Annotated in this window: 11 protein-coding genes and 1 tRNA gene; 2 read left to right on the forward strand and 10 right to left on the reverse strand. The window is 54.1% G+C overall.

Going from position 1 to position 17,112, the window contains the following annotated elements; all coding sequences use genetic code 11:
* Positions 1-599, forward strand: a 599-nt coding sequence (locus WIH05_RS11290) for a nucleotidyltransferase family protein (protein WP_337425399.1), incomplete at its 5' end; no start/stop codon positions are given.
* Between the two features lie 2 nt (positions 600-601).
* Here WIH05_RS11290 and WIH05_RS11295 read toward each other — a convergent pair.
* The 8 genes from WIH05_RS11295 to WIH05_RS11330 all read right to left on the reverse strand — a co-directional run bounded on the left by WIH05_RS11295 (position 602) and on the right by WIH05_RS11330 (position 12,781).
* The gene (locus WIH05_RS11295; RefSeq protein ID WP_337425401.1) at positions 602-1,774 is read right to left on the reverse strand and encodes an SAM-dependent methyltransferase; all 1,173 of its coding nucleotides are present in this window, start codon (positions 1,772-1,774) and stop codon (positions 602-604) included.
* Positions 1,775-1,800: 26 nt separating this feature from the next.
* A complete protein-coding gene (locus WIH05_RS11300) occupies positions 1,801-2,436 on the reverse strand; it encodes a histidine phosphatase family protein (RefSeq protein ID WP_337425400.1) in 636 nt (211 codons plus the stop codon).
* Between the two features lie 10 nt (positions 2,437-2,446).
* Complete coding sequence (locus WIH05_RS11305) at positions 2,447-3,244, reverse strand: MBL fold metallo-hydrolase (protein WP_022274002.1); 798 nt, start codon at positions 3,242-3,244, stop codon at positions 2,447-2,449.
* Positions 3,231-3,830, reverse strand: coding sequence for a dephospho-CoA kinase (coaE, locus tag WIH05_RS11310; RefSeq protein WP_022274001.1), 600 nt, complete (start codon positions 3,828-3,830; stop codon positions 3,231-3,233). Before coaE ends, WIH05_RS11305 begins: the two co-directional genes overlap by 14 nt.
* Before the next feature lie 15 nt (positions 3,831-3,845).
* On the reverse strand, positions 3,846-6,479 hold the full coding sequence (gene polA / locus WIH05_RS11315; RefSeq protein WP_022274000.1) for a DNA polymerase I: 2,634 nt from the start codon (positions 6,477-6,479) through the stop codon (positions 3,846-3,848).
* Positions 6,480-6,488: 9 nt separating this feature from the next.
* Positions 6,489-6,845, reverse strand: coding sequence for a zf-HC2 domain-containing protein (locus tag WIH05_RS11320; protein WP_022273999.1), 357 nt, complete (start codon positions 6,843-6,845; stop codon positions 6,489-6,491).
* 76 nt (positions 6,846-6,921) lie between these two features.
* Positions 6,922-10,206 (reverse strand): hypothetical protein, encoded by a 3,285-nt coding sequence (locus WIH05_RS11325; protein ID WP_022273998.1) that lies wholly within the window; start codon positions 10,204-10,206, stop codon positions 6,922-6,924.
* Complete coding sequence (locus WIH05_RS11330; protein ID WP_022273997.1) at positions 10,196-12,781, reverse strand: MMPL family transporter; 2,586 nt, start codon at positions 12,779-12,781, stop codon at positions 10,196-10,198. Before WIH05_RS11330 ends, WIH05_RS11325 begins: the two co-directional genes overlap by 11 nt.
* Positions 12,782-12,949: 168 nt before the next feature.
* Between WIH05_RS11330 and WIH05_RS11335 the strand changes: the two genes are divergently transcribed.
* Positions 12,950-13,546: a TetR/AcrR family transcriptional regulator C-terminal domain-containing protein gene (locus WIH05_RS11335; protein WP_022273996.1), complete on the forward strand. Its 597-nt coding sequence runs from the start codon at positions 12,950-12,952 to the stop codon at positions 13,544-13,546.
* A 122-nt stretch (positions 13,547-13,668) separates the two neighbouring features.
* Here the strand turns inward: WIH05_RS11335 and WIH05_RS11340 are convergent.
* A tRNA-Leu gene (locus tag WIH05_RS11340) sits at positions 13,669-13,751 on the reverse strand.
* Between the two features lie 148 nt (positions 13,752-13,899).
* The gene (locus WIH05_RS11345; RefSeq protein WP_022273995.1) at positions 13,900-16,968 is read right to left on the reverse strand and encodes an Ig-like domain-containing protein; all 3,069 of its coding nucleotides are present in this window, start codon (positions 16,966-16,968) and stop codon (positions 13,900-13,902) included.
* Between the last annotated feature and the right edge of the window lie 144 nt (positions 16,969-17,112).

A 17,112-nucleotide genomic window follows, 5' to 3' on the forward strand; every position in this document is an offset into this window, starting at 1 on the left:
TCCGGAAGGCTCTGGCAGAAAATGACCTGGATTTTTTAACTGAGGTGGTGCCGGAAGCCTTCTTTTCGTGCCTTAAGCTAGAGTCCTGTCCCCAGGTCACAGCCGACGATTTTTCCATGATCTTAAATGAAAAGCTTCTGACCCTGCCGCTCTGTGAGCTGACGGGGATCTCTGGCATGCCGGAGGATCTGGCGAGGAAGCTCCACAAAAACCGGCTTTCCTTCGCCTCTTTTTCGGAACGGACTGCTTCCTCCAAGGACCGGCAGTATACGTACGCCCGGGTGAGCCGCTGTCTTTTAAATACGGTGCTGGGGATCACCCGGGAGGAAACGGAGCGCTTTAAGGCCCTGGACTCGGCTCCGTGGCTCAGGATCCTGGGCTTCCGGAGGGATGCTCTTCCACTGCTCTCGGAAATAAAAAAGCATTCCACAGTTCCCATGATCACCAAAACGGCCGACGCGGCCGCTCTTCTTTCTGGTCCGTCCCTGGAGCTTTTTTATAAGCATTTACAGTGTGCGGAGCTTTACCGTCTGGCAGCAGAATTAAAGACCGGGCGGCCCATGAAAAATGAGTTCACCCGGTCTCCGGTCATAATATAGATTTAGTCGTCCTGCTCCATCAGAAGCCGGTACAGGGTCGGCTCCGCGTGAAGGAACTCTAAAACAGCCTGGAGCTCCTCCCGGTCTTTTCTGGGGCCGCCCTGCTTTACGGCCCGGATCAGGAGATTCTTCGGAGTATGCTCCATATCGATGAATTCCAGGATCTGTACCCGGTAGCCGCAGCACTCCAGGATCCTGGCCCGCAGCGCGTCTGTGAACAGGGCAGCCATACGTTCCTTTATGATCCCGTACTGGAGCACCGGCTCCAGAAGCTCATTTTCCATCTGTCCATTGAGCTCATGCTGGCAGCAGGGAACAGAAAGGATGACCTTTGCGCCCCAGCGCACCGCCTTTTCCAAAGCGAAATCCGTTGCCGTATCGCAGGCGTGGAGAGTCACCACCATATCCACCTGGTCCACGCCCTCGTAGGAGGCGATGTCCCCGGTATAGAAGGCCAGCTTTTCGTAGCCGTATTTTACGGCCAGGCCATTGCATTTTTCTATCACGTCTTTTTTCAGATCCAGCCCGATGATCCGCACCGGGTATCCTTTCAGTTCCTTCAGATAATAATACATGGCAAAGGTCAGATAGGACTTTCCGCAGCCGAAATCCAGGATCACAGACTCCCTGGAACGGTCCAGCCTCGGCAGGATATCCTCAATGAATTCCAGGAACCGGTTGATCTGGCGGAATTTGTCATACCTGGAATTTACGATCTTGCCATCCTTTGTCATAACGCCCAGATCCACCAGGAACGGGACGGCTTTCCCTTCCTCCAGAATGTAATTCTTTTTCCGGTTATGGGCCAGTCCGCTTTTCCAGGCATCGTTTAAGACATCCGCCGGCTTCCGTATCTCTGCCTTTGGCTTCCTCTTTATGGAAATCTTTCCCTTTTTGCTCACCAGGACCGAGGCCGTCCAGCCTTCGGTCTCCGCCTGGGCCTGCTTAAAGGCCGTACCCATAAGCTCCGTCAGATAGGCGCAGGCCTGGGAGGCGTCCATATTTTTATGGAAGGCCTGTTTTCCGCGGAATTCCTCGGCCTGGAAGGCCACCTGGCCTGCGGAAAGCACCGGGCGGAGGCGCATCCGGATAAAATCGTCCTTTCCCGCCTGGCCGCTTAAGACCACGGAAAGAGGCTGCTCCCTTAAAAAGTCCGTAAACAGCGCCTGTATCATTTCTTTTTCTTTTTTCTCAAGCTCAATCATCGTTTCTCGCTCCATCCGCTCCGTAAAAGATCTTTCTTTCCCTCCAGATGGGAATAGTCGTTAAAACGGTTCAAAACCGCCGTGCCGTCCTCCCGGAACCAGAATTCTGTGATCCCGCAGTTTTCCAGGTGGGAGGCCAGAAGCTGGGTCTTTGAAAGCTCCATGCCCAGGTAGTGGGCCGTCATGCTGCGGATCACGCCGCCGTGGGTCACCACTGCCACTGTCCTGTCCCCGGAGGCCAGGATCTCATCCATCACCGGCAGGACCCGCTTTACCACGTCTGCGGCCGATTCGCCGCCGGGATAGGGAAGATCCTGTTCCATTTTTTTCCGCTGGCTTAAAAAGCTGCCGAACCGCTCTGCGATCACCGGATCAGCCAGACCCTCCAGATCCCCGAAGGAGACCTCCTTTAAGTCCTCCCGGATCACCCGCTTTACCTTTAAGGCTTCGTTGATCCGGTCGGCGGTCTCCACAGCCCGGCAGAGGCCGCTGGACCAGACCGCGTCGATGCCCTCATGCTTCAGACGCTCTCCCAGGAGGGCTGCCTGGGCCCTCCCCGCTTCCGATAAGGGAACGTCCACATTGCACAGGGGGCTGTTCTGCCGCCCGTGGCGGATCAGAAGAATTCTCATGGGCGCCTCCTTATACGGTAAGAATATCAGACATCCGGTCCCGTCTGGCAACGGCCATATAAAAGTCCGAGGCCTGGTAGGGGGTATCTCCCATGTCCACCTCCAGGCGCACGGTCTCATAAGCCAGCTCGGGCATATTGTTTTCCTGGCTTAAATGACCAAGAAGGATGTGCTTCATCTTCCCGCTTAAGATGCAGTTTAACAGCCGCCCGGCATTTTCGTTGGAAAGGTGGCCGAAGTCGCCCATGATCCGCCGTTTCAGATAATACGGATAGGGGCCGGTCTCCAGCATCCGCAGGTCATGGTTGGATTCCAGAAGAACCGCATCCAGATCCAGCAGATGGTCGATGGTATACTGGTTATAGTGGCCCAGATCCGTGGCTACTGCAATGGATTTATTTCCAGACTGGATCCGGTAGGCCACAGGGTCCGCCGCATCGTGGTCGATGTGGAAGGGAAGCACGTCCATGTCTCCCACCGTAAACTTCACGTCCGGCAGCACCGGGTGGAGGAGTTCCTCCGGATACTCTCCCAGTCCCTTGATCTTTTTTATTTCCTGTAAGGTCCCCTTTGTTCCGTAAATGGGGATCGCATATTTTCTCGCCAGAACGCCCAGGCCCCGCACATGGTCTGTGTGCTCATGGGTGATGCAGATGGCGTTCACCTCTCCAGCCTTCAGCCCCACCTCAAAAAGTCCCTGCTCAATGCGCTTTGCACTGATGCCTGCGTCCACCAGGATATGGGTGCTTTCCGTCCCCGCGTAAATGCAGTTTCCGCTGCTGCCGCTGGCGATACTAACAAATCTCATGACAAAGAATCTCCTTTAGCTGTTTTTCCGTTTCCAGGGCGCTTCCGCTGTTGTCGACGACGCGGCTGCATCTGGCCCTGTATTCCTCCTCAGACGCCTGGCTTTCTATGATGCGTTCACATTTTTCCCTGGAATAGCCGCGGCTTTCCATGAGCCGCCGGATCCGGCACTCCGGGTCTGCGTACACATACCAGATCTCATCAAAAAGACCGTCGGGAGCCGTATCGAACACGGCCGCCTCGATGACTGCCAGGGAGCACTCAGACTCCTCGGCCCTTTTTCCCAGGGTCTCCCAGACCAGGGGATGGATGATGGCGTTCATGGTCCTTAAGGCCTCTTTGTCATGGAAGATCCGTTGGGCCAGGGCCTTTTTGTCCACAGAGCCGTCGGGAGCCAGGAAACTGCTGCCCAGGGCCTGGACCACCTGCTCCAGGCCTCTGGTCCCGGGCTCCATGAGCTCGTGGGCGCAGGTATCCGCCAGAAAAACGTCTGCGCCGAATTTTTCCCTTAAAAGGGTCAGTACCGTCGATTTACCGGCGCCCACCCCTCCGGTGACGCCGATGATCCGTTTCCTTTGTGTTTCCATTTTACCGCCTCGAATTTATTTGGCCTCAAACCAGTTTTTTCCATCGTGCATATCGATCTCCAGGGGTACCTTCAGGGCGGCCGCCCGGCTCATTTCCTCAGACAGGATCCGCTCCACCTGTGCCTTTTCCCGGACTGCCGTTTCCACCAGAAGCTCATCGTGGACCTGCAGGATCAGCCTGGATTCCAGGCCCTCCTCCCGAAGCCTCCGGTCCACCCGGATCATGGCGATCTTTATGATATCGGCGGCCGTTCCCTGGATCGGGGAATTCATGGCCACCCGCTCGCCGAAGGAACGCTGCATGAAGTTGGCAGAGCCCAGCTCCGGTACAGGACGCCGCCGGCCGAACATGGTGGAAACGAAGCCCTTTTCCCTGGCGTCAGCCACCAGGCCGTCCAGGAAGGTCTTTACGCCCGGATACGTTTCGAAATACTGATTGATATATTCCAGAGCCTCTTTCCTGGAGATGCTCAGATCCTCGCTGAGGCCGAAGGCGCTGATGCCGTAGACGATGCCGAAGTTCACAGCCTTGGCGTTGCGCCGTTTTAGGGGCGTTACCTGGTCCAGGGGGATATGGAACACCTGGGAGGCTGTGATGGCGTGGATGTCCTGGGCGCTCCGGTAGGCCTCGATGAGCCTGGAGTCTCCCGACATATGGGCCAGTACCCGGAGCTCGATCTGGGAATAGTCGGCGTCCAGGAATACGAACCCGTCCCTGGGCACAAATACCTTCCGGATGGCCCTCCCCAGTTCCATGCGGATGGGAATATTCTGGAGGTTGGGCTCCGTACTGGAAATGCGTCCAGTGGCTGTAATGGTCTGGTTAAAGCGGCTGTGGATCCTTCCGTCCGGGCCGATGAAGTTTCCCAGGCCCTCGGCATAGGTGGAATTGAGCTTTGCATACGTCCGGTAGTCCAGGATCTTCTGTACCACCGGATAGTCGGGAGCCAGCTTCTCCAGTACGTCGGCAGCCGTGGAGTAGCCTGTTTTTGTCTTTTTTCCGCCCTTTAAGCCCATTTTTTCAAACAGCACCTCGCCTAACTGTTTCGGGGAGTTGATGTTGAACTGGCTTCCGGTCATGTCCCAGATCTCCTGCTCCAGGACTGTGATCTGCTGTTTCAGTTTTTCACCGTAGGCGGAAAGCTCCTCCCGTTTTACGGCGATCCCCTCTTCCTCCATATGGTACAGGGCGTAGATCAGCGGAAGCTCGATCTCCAGGTACAGGTCCTTCATGCCTTCCGCTTCCAGCTTTTCCATAAGGATCCCGCCGGACTGGTATGCACAGTGGCCCAGGAAGCCGGCAAAAGAAAGGAAGGCTTCCGGTTCCTGATCCATGGCCTCCGCATATGTCAGCTTTTTCAAAAGATCCGCTCTGGAGGGAGCCGTAAGCCCCAGGTGATCCCTGGCCAGATCGTCATAGTCATACGTATCCTTCAGAGGATTTAAAAGGTAAGCGGCCACAGCGGCGTCATACACCGTGTCCCCATAGCCCAGATCCAGGAATGGAAGCTGGCTTTTCAGCCCCAGGGTCCATACATGTCCGGTCCGATACAGCTCTGTCATTTTTCCGGCCAGGTACTCTCCCGTAAGGAAGCCCTCCTTCTGGATCAGATACGCGTTCTGGCCGTCCAGGCACAGGGCGGCTCCGGAGATCTCCGGTCCTTCGGCCAGCAGGACGGCCCCGGTCCGTTCGGATCCCATGGCCTTCTGGAACAGTGCCTCGGCCACGGCCAGATCCGTCACAGCATGGAAATCCAGAGCTGCAGCCGCTTCCTTTTTCACATGGTCCCCGAATCTTGCCAGCAGGGATTTAAATTCCAGGCGGCTCATGTACTCATATGCTTCTTTTGTGTAGAGGTCTCCGATCCTGGCGTCCTCCGGAGAGAATTCCACCGGAGCGTCGATGCAGATCTTTGCCAGCTTATAAGAAAGCTCAGCCAGATCCCTGTGCTCCTCCAGGGATTTTTTTGCCCGGGGAGGCTTTACCTCTGAAAGATGCTCATAAACGCCGCCCATGCTGCCAAACTGCAGGATCAGATTTGTCGCTGTTTTTTCTCCGATGGAGGGAACTCCGGGAATGTTGTCGGAGGTGTCTCCCATAAGGGCTTTTACGTCGATGAACTGCTCCGGCGTTACCTGATACTCCCGCTTTACATCCTCCGGATAGTACGTATGGACCTCTGTGGTCCCACGGCTGGTCTTAGGGATGCTGATCTTAATATGGGCGTCGGAAAGCTGGAGAAGGTCCCGGTCCCCAGAAACCACCGTTACCTCCATCCCGGCTGCCTGGGCCTTTTTCGCCACCGTTCCCAGGATATCGTCGGCCTCATAGCCCTCTCTCGTAAAGATCGGAATGCCCATGGCCGTCAGAACCTCCTTCATCAGGGGAACCTGCTCGTGGAGCTCTTCCGGCATGGGCTTTCTCGTTCCTTTATAGGCGTCGTACATGGTATGGCGGAAGGTGGGAGCCTTCAGGTCGAAGGCCACGGCCAGATATCCCGGCTTTTCCTCCTCCAGCAGCTTAAAAAGAATATTTAAAAAACCATAAACGGCATTGGTATGGAGTCCCTCGGAATTGGTCAGTCCGGGAACGCCGTAAAAGGCACGGTTTAAAATACTGTGCCCGTCGATCAGTACCAGTTTTTCCATAATCGTCTCCTAAATTGATATAAAGAAGCCTGCCTGCTTCCAGATCCTGAGCTGTAAGAGGAATATGACCACCAGGGCCATGGCCATCAGGGTGCTGACGGCATAGCGGGCCACCTGGAAGGTGAAGAAGCGCCGCAGGACAGCCTCTGAGCTCTCCAGCTTCCGTTTCAGATCGCCGACGATGTCATAGGTGCCGTCGGCCTCATCCAGCTTTTTTAAACCCACATCCACCATATAGTGGATCTCCAGCTCTTCCCGGCAGTTCTCGCAGGTCTTAATGTGCTCAATGAAATCCTCCAGCTCTGTCACCGAAAGCTGGTCGTTGATATACGGGATCACCATTTTCTCCGCTTCCATACATGTCATCACCGGCACGCTCCTTTCCATACTGCCGAAAAATGGAGGCAGCTCTTACTGCCTCCATCATACACCAGATCGGTCATTATTTCAACGGCGAATCTTTTTCAGCCTCCTGGACGGCTTTCTGATGGTCCCCGTTTTCCTCTGGCAAAGCTCTTTTTTTCTTCTTTACAAAAAGGAATACCAGGACAGCCGCCGCCAGGAGCGCACCTCCTGCCAGCGCCGGGATCATCCAGCCTCCCTTCGCACCTGCGCCTGTTTTTTCCGCCGTCAGCTCAAAGTCCGTCCAGGCAGTGGAGAATACCAGGGCGCTCTGGTCCTTTTTGCAGCCGGCCTCTTCCGTCCCCTGGGCTGTTTTTATGGTCAGAGAAGCGTTTTCCCAGTCCTTTGGAAGGATAAAGCGGTAGGTATAGGCTTCCGGGGACTCCTCCTCACCGCCCAGATCTCCGGTGAGCGTGATCCTCCAGGTCTCACGGTCCCTTTCCTCTGACAGCTTTTCTGCTGACAGCTCTGTATCCTCATGGAAGGTGCCCTCGGCCAGGATCACAGCCCGCACGTCATCCCTTCGGGCGCTGCTTTCCACCGTGGTCACATGAGGCGTATAAACAGCCTTTAACACATGGTCAAAGGTGATGGTATCCTCGCCCACCGGCTCCCACTCTCCGTGATATCCCGGCTTCTGCGGCACGGAGGGAACGGCAAGGCCGGAAAGCGGCTCTCCATATTTACAGGAAACGCGGCCCGCCAGAGTGTCATCAGCGATATACGTCAGAGTAAATTTCCCGAATTCTTCCGGGGCGTTTTCTTCTGCCATGAGGCTTTCATAGGAAATGGGCTCGGCCTTTCCCGCGTAGCTGACTCCGTCGATGCCGGCGCTTCCATTCTCCACAAACCGGTTGCTTGAAATCTCGCCTTCATCATCCACACGGCCTGCAATGGCGCCGCAATACATCTCACCGTTCCCAATGGATACAAAGGCAAGATTTTCTGTCAGATTGTAGCCATCCCCGGCAATCCCCCCCACAAAGTTTTTGCCAGAGGCCATACATTTACTCTGGGATCTTCGGATGGTGGAGGCGGAGCTTCCGGCGATTCCTCCCACATAGCTTCCATCAGTGCTCTCCACATTTCCGTAGTTCCGGCAGTCCAGGATATATCCCAGATCCATGCGGCCAACGATACCTCCTGCGTAGTCTTTTTTGGAGGTGACGGGTACCCGGTTCTCACAGTTTAACAGAATCGCCCGGGTTTCGTAGTGAAAGCTGAAGGAATCGTCCCCGACCCGCTCAATGTCCTCCTCCGGATCCAGCATACTTTCCACAGCCATGGCTCCGGCTACGCCTCCGGCGTTGATGTCTCCTTCCACCACACCGTTGTTAATGCAGCCCTCGGCCTTTCCGACGGTGGTCTTATAGATCTCTTCCTCGGATACATCGCTCCAGAGATCGTCCTTATCGGACTCCCTGGCATCGTCCGCCGCGTCGTCCAGCACATCGCTGATGACCTGGAGCTGGTCCTTTAGGCTCCGCATATCCGCAGAAAGGGCGTCTCCAGTGGCTCCCACCTCCTGGTTCAGGAGATCCAGCTGGTCTCCGATGGCGCTGACGGAGTCATGGACCTGGTCTCCCTTGGCCTTATAGTCGTCACCCAGGGGCTTGAACTGGATGTCGTCCCGGTCCGAGAGATCCTGGAACAGACGGTGTACCTCCGCGGCTGTGTCAGCCACATCATAGGAGACGTGCTCCAGGGTATCCATGGCCTCCTCCAGGCTCCCGGCGCTGCCCCGGAGCTTGTCGGCAATGGCAGGGAGATCCTTGATGGCTTCCCGGAACTGCTTTAAAGTCTCCCGCTTGCCCTGGGCGGCATTTTTATATTCCGCCGCCTGCTCCTCCATATCTGCGGCCAGCTCCGAGGCTCCCTCCAGATCGCCCTCCGCCAGGGCCTTCAGCATATTCTTTGCATCCTCACGTATGGCGGCGGCACATTCCTTCTGGATGGCGTTGTAATCCTTCATTTTCTGGATCATGTCCCGGAGCTCCTGCTCTCCTTTGGCCCCGGCGCCCAGGGCGCTTCCGGCCTCGTCCACGCAGTCCTCCAGAAGCTCTACGCCTTCTCCTACTGTATCCAGGATCCCCTCAGCGCTGCTGGTGATCTCGTTTAACCGGTCCACTGTATCGCCGACCCGGTCCATGAGATCATTGATGACCTCCAGATTCCCGTCGGCCCAGTCCACAGTCATATCTGCCAGGTCGGAGGTGTGGTCCGAGGCAGATTCTGCATAATCAGAAATGGCGTCCAGACGTCTGGAGATCACATCCCGGTTTCCGTCCGTGTGGTCCATGGCGGTGTCGGCCAGGCTGGAAAGCACAGATAATTCGTGATCCAGCTTATCCAGGGTGTCCGTGGAAAAGATCAGCTGGATATCGGGGGCAAGCTGTCCGGCAATGCCGCCCACATCCTTCCTGCCGTTGATCTTTCCCTTGTTGGTACAGCCGGACAGGTAGCCGCTGGTACGCCCCACGATGCCGCCCACGTTGTAGCCCACATGGGGATAGCCCACTGCGCCCTCATTGGTGCAGTTTAAGATATTTCCATTGGAAAAGCCTGCGATCCCTCCCGTATCCTGGGATACCTCAGCCGTATCTCTGGCATTTTCCAGAGTGCTTTCTGTCCGGTCCAGCGCCGTGTCCTTCACATCAGCCGGTGCCTCTTCCTCCAGACTGGCGCTGAGCCCTCCGGCCAGGGGATTGATCCGTGCATGGTTTACAGAGGCGGAAATGGAGCCGTCGTTCCGTCCGGTGATGCCCCCGATGTATTTTTCTCCCTGGACCATGCCGATGACCCGGCAGTTTTCGATCCGGCCCGTTTTTTCTGTGATGCCTGCAATTCCGCCCACATACATGGTCCCGTCGATAACGCCCTCAAAGCTGCAGTCCCGTACAATGCCGCGGACGCTGCCTGCGATCCCGCCCACATACTCCTGGGCGCCGTCCGCCGACACAGTGCCGGAGACGGTCAGTCCGTTTATAACGCCATCCTCTGCCACAAACCGGAACAGTCCCTGGTAGGAGTTGCCTCCGTCCAGATCCAGGCCGGAAATGGTATGGCCGTTTCCGTTGAAGGTACCGCAGAAGATCGGCACAGGAGAAATGTCTGTATCGGCCAGACTGATATCAGCCGTCAGATTTATGGTCTTTCCTCTGGACCAGGAATCCAGGGTGCAGTTTTTTGAAAAGGCGGCAAAATCCTCGGCGCTGGAGATCTGGACCGTTTCGCCGTCCGCATAGGCGGGAATGGGTGAAAAGGAGGAAGCTGCCAGGACGGCGGACAGGATCACTGCCGATATTTTTTTTGCTTTATGCTTCATGGTCATTTTCTCCTTTCTCCGTATTTTTCTCGTTTTCATCTGGCTTTTCTTCCAGGCTGCCGGGATCCTCTCCATCCGGCAGCTCCCCGATGGCCTTCACCGCATCCGGATTTCCGGCAGAGATCACAGCGGAAACGTCTCCCATTAGGACTCCGTGGACCTCGGCGTCGATCTTACCGGAAACTGTGCCGCGGATCCGCCCGTCCAGCCGTACCATGCCCACGGCCTCTGTGGTCTGGACGATGGCCGGATATTTGATATTGAAGGTGGTCCGGTCGATGATGGTGTCTCCTAAAAGCAGAATGCCCGGAAGGATCCCCATGACTAAGAGCATGGAGATGATGGTGCCGCGGCCGATGCACAGGCCTACGGCGTAAATGGCCGGATCCGTGGTCATCTTGCTGATGAAGATACCTGCGGAGGCCATGATGGTCCCGGAGGTGAATACCGTGGGGAACGACAGGTTCAGCGTTTCGATCATGGCCTCTCTCCGCGGCATCTTATTTTTCAGCTCCTGGTAGCGGCTGGAGATCACGATGGCATAATCAATGTTGGCGCCCATCTGGATGGAGCTGACGATCAGATAGCTTAAAAAGTATACGGGGCTGTTCTGGAGCGTGGGGAAGGAAAAGTTTAACCACACGCTTCCCTGGATCACCAGGATCAGCAGTACCGGAAGGCCCACGGACATGAAGGTGAATAAAAGCACCAGGATCACGAATACGATGGTCAGGACGCTGATGAGCGTATTGTCGTGGGAGAAGGAGGACGCAAGGTCATAATCGCTGGTGGAATTGCCCACCAGATAAAAGCTTCCGGCCGGATAATAGCCTCCGATCACCTCATGGAGGGTATCCAGGAACGCGAAGGTCTCCTGGCCCTCCTCCGGCAGAGCCAGATTTAAGAGCATCCGGGAGTATTTTTCGCTCTGGAGCTGCTCCTTGGCGTCATTGATCTGTTTGTTCAGGTCATCCAGATCACTTCTGGTATCGTCGTCCAGGGTGATATATCCCTGGTCCAGATACCCGTCGCCCACATACTGGTATAAAAACTGGAACATATCGATGATGGGGACCTTGAAAACATCAATATTATTGATGATCCGCACATATTCCTCCCGGTCGGCAGCGTAGGCCTTATAGAACAGGCGGCAGATCTCCATATCCATATCCGTCAGCTCGGAAAACTGTCTGGGCGTCAGGGCGTCCGTCAGAACATACCCGTCCTTTACCTCCACGTTGGCCAGGCCCAGGGCTGTGTCCACCTGGGGAAAGGCGCTGAGACGTTTTAAAAGCCGCTCCTCTGTTTCATAGTCCCCGGCCGGAACCACCACTGCCAGGGTATTCTGGCTTCCAAAAACGTTGTCTATATTCTCCCTGGCGATCTCCGTTTCATTTTTCTTTTCAGTTTTCACTGTATTAGTGCCGTAGGAATACGGGCAGTTTCCAGCCAGATAGGCGGCGGCGGCAAAGGCGATTACAAACAGCGGCGGAGTGATGTATTTCAGACTGGTCACAAACCGCCCCCAGACGGTGATCTTCGGGATAAAGCTCTTATGGGGGGTCCTTTCAATGAGCTTGGAAAACAGCACAAGAAGCCCCGGCATTAAGGTAAATACCGAGAGGATACTGAAAAGCACAGCCTTGATGAGGACAACGCCCAGGTCCATGCCGATGCCGAACTGCATGAACATCATGGCAGCCAGGCCAGCCAGAGTTGTCAGGCAGCTGGAGGAGATCTCCGGGATCGCCTTGCTTAAGGCCAGGATACAGGCTGTACGGGTATCTGCCGTCTCCTTCTCCTCACTGAACCGGTGGCACAGGATAATGGCATAGTCAATGGCCAGGGCCAGCTGTAAGACCACGGCGATGGAATCAGAAATAAAGGAGATCTCTCCCAGAAGATAGTTGGTTCCTTTATTTAAGAGAGCCGCTGCCACAAAGGTCAGAAGCAGCACCGGGATCTCTCCATAAGTCCTGGAGGTCAGGAAGAGCACCACAAGGATCGTGATGGCGGCCACCACAAGAATGCTCTGCATTTCCTTTTCAAGCCTTGCAGACCCGTCCTCTCCTACCTCGGAGGAAATGGAAAGGTCGTAATCCTTTAAGGTCTCCCTTAACTGCACCATGGCCTCTTCACTGACAGGATCGTCGGTCTCTCCCTCAAAGGTCACGGAATACAGGGCGGCCGAATCCTTATAGTAGTCGTCCCGGTCATCGGCGTCGATGGTATTTTCATCCTCGTCCACCTGATCGCCAAAGGTCACAGAGGAAACACCTGGGATGGCCTCGATCACATCCTTCAGCTCCTCCGCATTTTCATATGTAATATTAGAGACCATGACCCGGGCTGTGCCAAAGGTGGTAAACTCGTCTTCCATCAGCTGGAGACCCTGCCGTGTCTCTGTCTCCTCCGGCAGATAATCGGTAATGTCATTATTCACCTGGACCCAGCCCTGCGAAATAAGGCTGAAGATGATCCCTGCTGTATACAGCAGGAAAAACAGGTTTCTTTTATCCACGATCAGAGTTGCCAGCCGGACAAAGAAGCCCGGTTTCTGTCTGTTGTCTTCCATAATTTCTATCTGCTCCTTCCTCTGTCTGGTCTGTTGTTTCAATGTACAAAACTATATATCAAACGCTGAAAACTTCCCATACACAATATTCGTCACTTGTGTAAATCTACACATTTTGATATAATTGTGGTGCGTTTACGGAAAAAAGATCACGATAATGGAGAGTATATGAAACGAAACGAATTGTCCCTGCACAGAAAAGAACAGATGGCGGCCTCTTTGAAAAAGCTGATGACGAGAAAAAATCTGGGCCGCATTACCATACAGGAGCTGGCCGACGACTGCGGTATTAACCGGTACACATTTTATTACCACTTCCAGGATATTTACGATCTGCTGGCCTGGACCTTCCGGCAGGATTTCGAGAAGCTGTTTGCCGACCGGTCCCGGTGCCCTACCCTGGAGGCGTGGATCCAGAATCTGATCCGGTATTTAAAGGAAAATGCTGCGGTGTGTAAGTCTGCCCTGAGCAGCATGGGGGGCGATTCCTTCCGGCGGATCTGCGTGGAGGACATTTCCGGAATGATGCATGACCGGCTGCGGGAGCTGTGCCGTGGGCGGGCGGTACCTGATGATTACCTGGATTTTCTGGCTGCGTTTTACCTGGAAGCGGTTTCCGGGATCATGATCGGCTGGATCCAGAGCGATATGGAATCCTCCGAGGAGCAGCTGACCCGGTATCTGCTCATTGCCCTGGAGGGTTCTCTGGAAACCTCCCTGGACCGGTATGTGCGGAGCAGCCGCATGACGGAAGAAACAGGCTGATCCTCTTCCTCCTAGGGCAGATGGCATCTGGGAGTTCGGTTCTCCCGGATGGTTTATGGAAAAATACAAAAAAGGCGCTGTACACAGGAAATTTCCCTTGCGTACAGCGCCCTTTCTGGCAGTGCCGGCAGCCGGACTTGAACCGGCACGAGGTTGCCCCCGTCAGATTTTGAGTCTGATGCGTCTGCCATTCCGCCATGCCGGCATCGGTTCAAAACCGAATATAAGTCTATCATAGGTTTTGAAGATTTGCAAGGGAAATTTTGCTGAACAGACTTCATTTTAGAAAAACCAGGACCCAGGGAGCGGACTGAACCGCTCCCCGGAATGACCTGTGTGGTTGTCTTGAAAGATTACTGGATCCACACACCGTTTGAGTCCACCTGATATCCATCGGGAGTAACTCCACCGGTTACCAGAGAACCAGCAGGACCGCCTGCTGCTTCGTGGAAATAATACCACTTGCCAGAGATCTCATGCCACCCGGTGTACATATGTCCCTGGTTTCCATCCGATACGTTATGAAGGAAATACCACCTTCCATCTGTATCCAGATACCAGCCGGTATCCATATAGCCCTGGGCGTTGAAATGATACCACTGGGTCTTATTGTTCCAGATAAGACAGCTCCAGCCATTGGACGGATAGGTGCCGTCGGCATTTTTATACCACCAGCCATTGGAATCCTGTACCCACTTTCCAGTTTTCAGCCATCTGGAAGGATCCACATAATCCCGGCCGCCACCGCTGCTACTGCTGCCGCTTCCTCCGGTGGATACCGGATCCTCTGTGAAGGTCAGTTCAAATGTACTGAAATGGTTTACTGTCAGTTCAATATATGCGCTGGCAGTGCCCGGATTCTGGATCCGGCAGTTGGAAATCGTGCTGGTTCCCATATCCTCACTGATATGTTTTACCTGGGCATACCGTCCGTTAACACTGGAGGGGACAGACAGGCGGAATGTAATTGCTGCATGTCTGTTGAAATCCGAATTGGAAAGCTCCACATGAGATTTTTCCAGGGACCCGTCTTCGCCGTACACGTCCATGAAAACAGAAGCCTCAAAGACTACCTTGGAAGGACGTACCACAATGGAACCGTCGGCAGCTTTTTCTACTGTCATTTCCATATCCTTTAATGTAGTGCCTACGCTGAGCACGGCATTCTTTCCGTCTTCCACCAATCTCTCTGTATTCACAGAATCCACCAGTCCCCTGGCTTCCTTTGCAGCCTCCGGATTCGCCAGTATTTCAGCTTCTGCAGCTTCGACCTTTGTATTCTTTTCTTCTGCGGCCTTCCGGCTTTCTTCTTCAGAAAGTTCCAGGCTGGCCGGAATGTTCAGGGTAATCTGGTCAGCATCCTTTAACTGGCTCTCCACAGTGGTCCCTGCACCCTCGGCATCACCTTTCTCTTCGGATACCAGAACCTCACAGCCTGCAGATTTTACGTTTCCGTCCTCATATCTGGCAGATACGGTGACCACTGCGCTTCCGGCTTTTTCACCGGCGGTAACCAGACCGTTTTTATCCACTGCTACCACATCGCTGTCTGCCTTCCAGGTAAGTTCTGCTGCCGGGGAGGCCTCAGCCTTTAACTGAAATGAGCCCTTGGTCTCCATACGGATGGAAGACGCGTTTAAGGTCAGAGTCTTTTCCAACGGTTTCGGTTCGTCAGCCTTCTCAACAGTTACTTTGCATACGTCCGTTCCATACTCCGTAATTCCGGCAATGGAAACGGTAATGCTGGCGGTTCCGGCAGCCATTGCCTTCACCATACCGTTTTCCACGGTCACAATATTTTCGTTGCTGGAGGCCCATACGGCCTTTTCTGCGTCTTCATCCTCCGGGTATACAAGAGTCAGGGTCTCTTCCTCTGTCTCCCCCATTTTAAGAGTCAGCTCAGAATCAGATAATTCAACATTTCCAACCACCTTTACCTCACAGGAGGCGTCCTCGTAGTTTTCCACGCTGGCTGTGATCACAGCTTTACCCATTCCTTTGCCAGTAACAGTTCCATTCTGGTCAACCGTGGCTACCTCAGCGTTGCTGGAGGTGAATACTGCGGGCTTTCCTGTGGGATATGCCACAGAAAGCTTCTTGCTGGAATCCACACCCAGGGTCATGGGAATCTCGCCGGATAACCCGACTTTTCCTTTTTCTACTGTCACAGAGCATTCTGCCGACACATCCGTACCAGCAACCACAGCTGCTACCACAGCCTCTCCGGGTTGGGCCTTGGAGGAGACTTTGCCGTTTTCATCCACGGTGACAGATGCGTTGCTGGGCGTAACCTCCCACCGGATCCTGGCGTTGGATGGAACTACCTCTGCCACAGACAGGCTCTTTGTGTCATTGTAGCCCAGAACAATGCTATCCTCGGCAAGGGAAATCATAACCTTGTCCGTTTCTAAAACTGTATATTTGTAGATGGAGTCTGTGGTCTCCACCAGACTGAATCCGCTGGGAATCCAGGATGGGGCATTGGAGAAGCTGCCTCCTGTAATGGTGACCTTACTGTTCTCCTTCACCTGCCAGCCTCCGGAAAACTTTCCGCCGGTTATTTCCAGCTCCGGGATCCTTTCTCCATTATAGCTGCTGTCCTGAAGCACAAGGATATTTCCGTTTACCACAGCAGTTCCGCCAATTACGGTTTTACTGTTTTCATATTCAGAACTCCATGTGGACGTTCTGATGGCACCGTCCAGAGTGCCTCCTGTAATGGATGCCTGGCTCCAGTTCTGGACTGCCTGGTCATTTTTAGAGGTGATCGTTCCGCCTGTAATATTAAGAACTCCTAAATCATCATTTTTAATGACAATGAAATTATCCTGCTGAAACTCTCCGCCATTAATCGTTAACTGGGAAGCAGTATCCCCTCCGCCATTTCGTATCAGGGAAGATCCTCCTGTCCCCCAGCCTTCACTGCTATGGACGTATCCATTGTTGATCTCCATGGTCCCCTGATTATCAATCACGTAGTACCGGTTGTCGGTGGCTACTTTTGAGCGCAGAAATTCGCCGCCGTTGATCGTCACAGTGCCTCCGCTTCTGTTGATAAGCGCAGCTTTCTGATGGGTCACATTATCAATTTTTCCGTTTCCTTTGCTGTCCATGATCGTTAGGGTACCTTCATTGATAACTGTGGCCTTTTCCTGGCCGCTGCTGTTATTTGTGATCGTAAATCCATTGAGGTCAATGGTTACTTCTTTTTCAGACGGGATCGTGATGTTTTCCGTTATATCCTTATCCAGCACGATCCTGCCGATCCCAGCGTTAATGGCAGCCTGGACCGTATCATACGATGTCCCTTGGATTGTACTGGCATAAGCTGTATTACCGTTTCCTGCTGCGGGTACAGCTGCCAGGCCAATGCTGAGTGCTACTGCCGCCAGACGCTTTATCAAGCCATTTCTCTTTCTCATTTTTTCTTTCCTGCCTTTCTTCCTTCACTCTTTCCCCGGTCATCTGATCTTTTATACTTTCCCCCTTCCAGCAGATATCCTGACCAGTTATGGTTTTGGATTTTTACAGGAATAAAAGACCTGGATTCCTATAAACTAGATTAT

Origin of the sequence: Alitiscatomonas sp. (assembly GCF_037242085.1) — a bacterium.
Taxonomy (GTDB): Bacteria; Bacillota; Clostridia; order Lachnospirales; family Lachnospiraceae; genus Alitiscatomonas; species Alitiscatomonas aceti.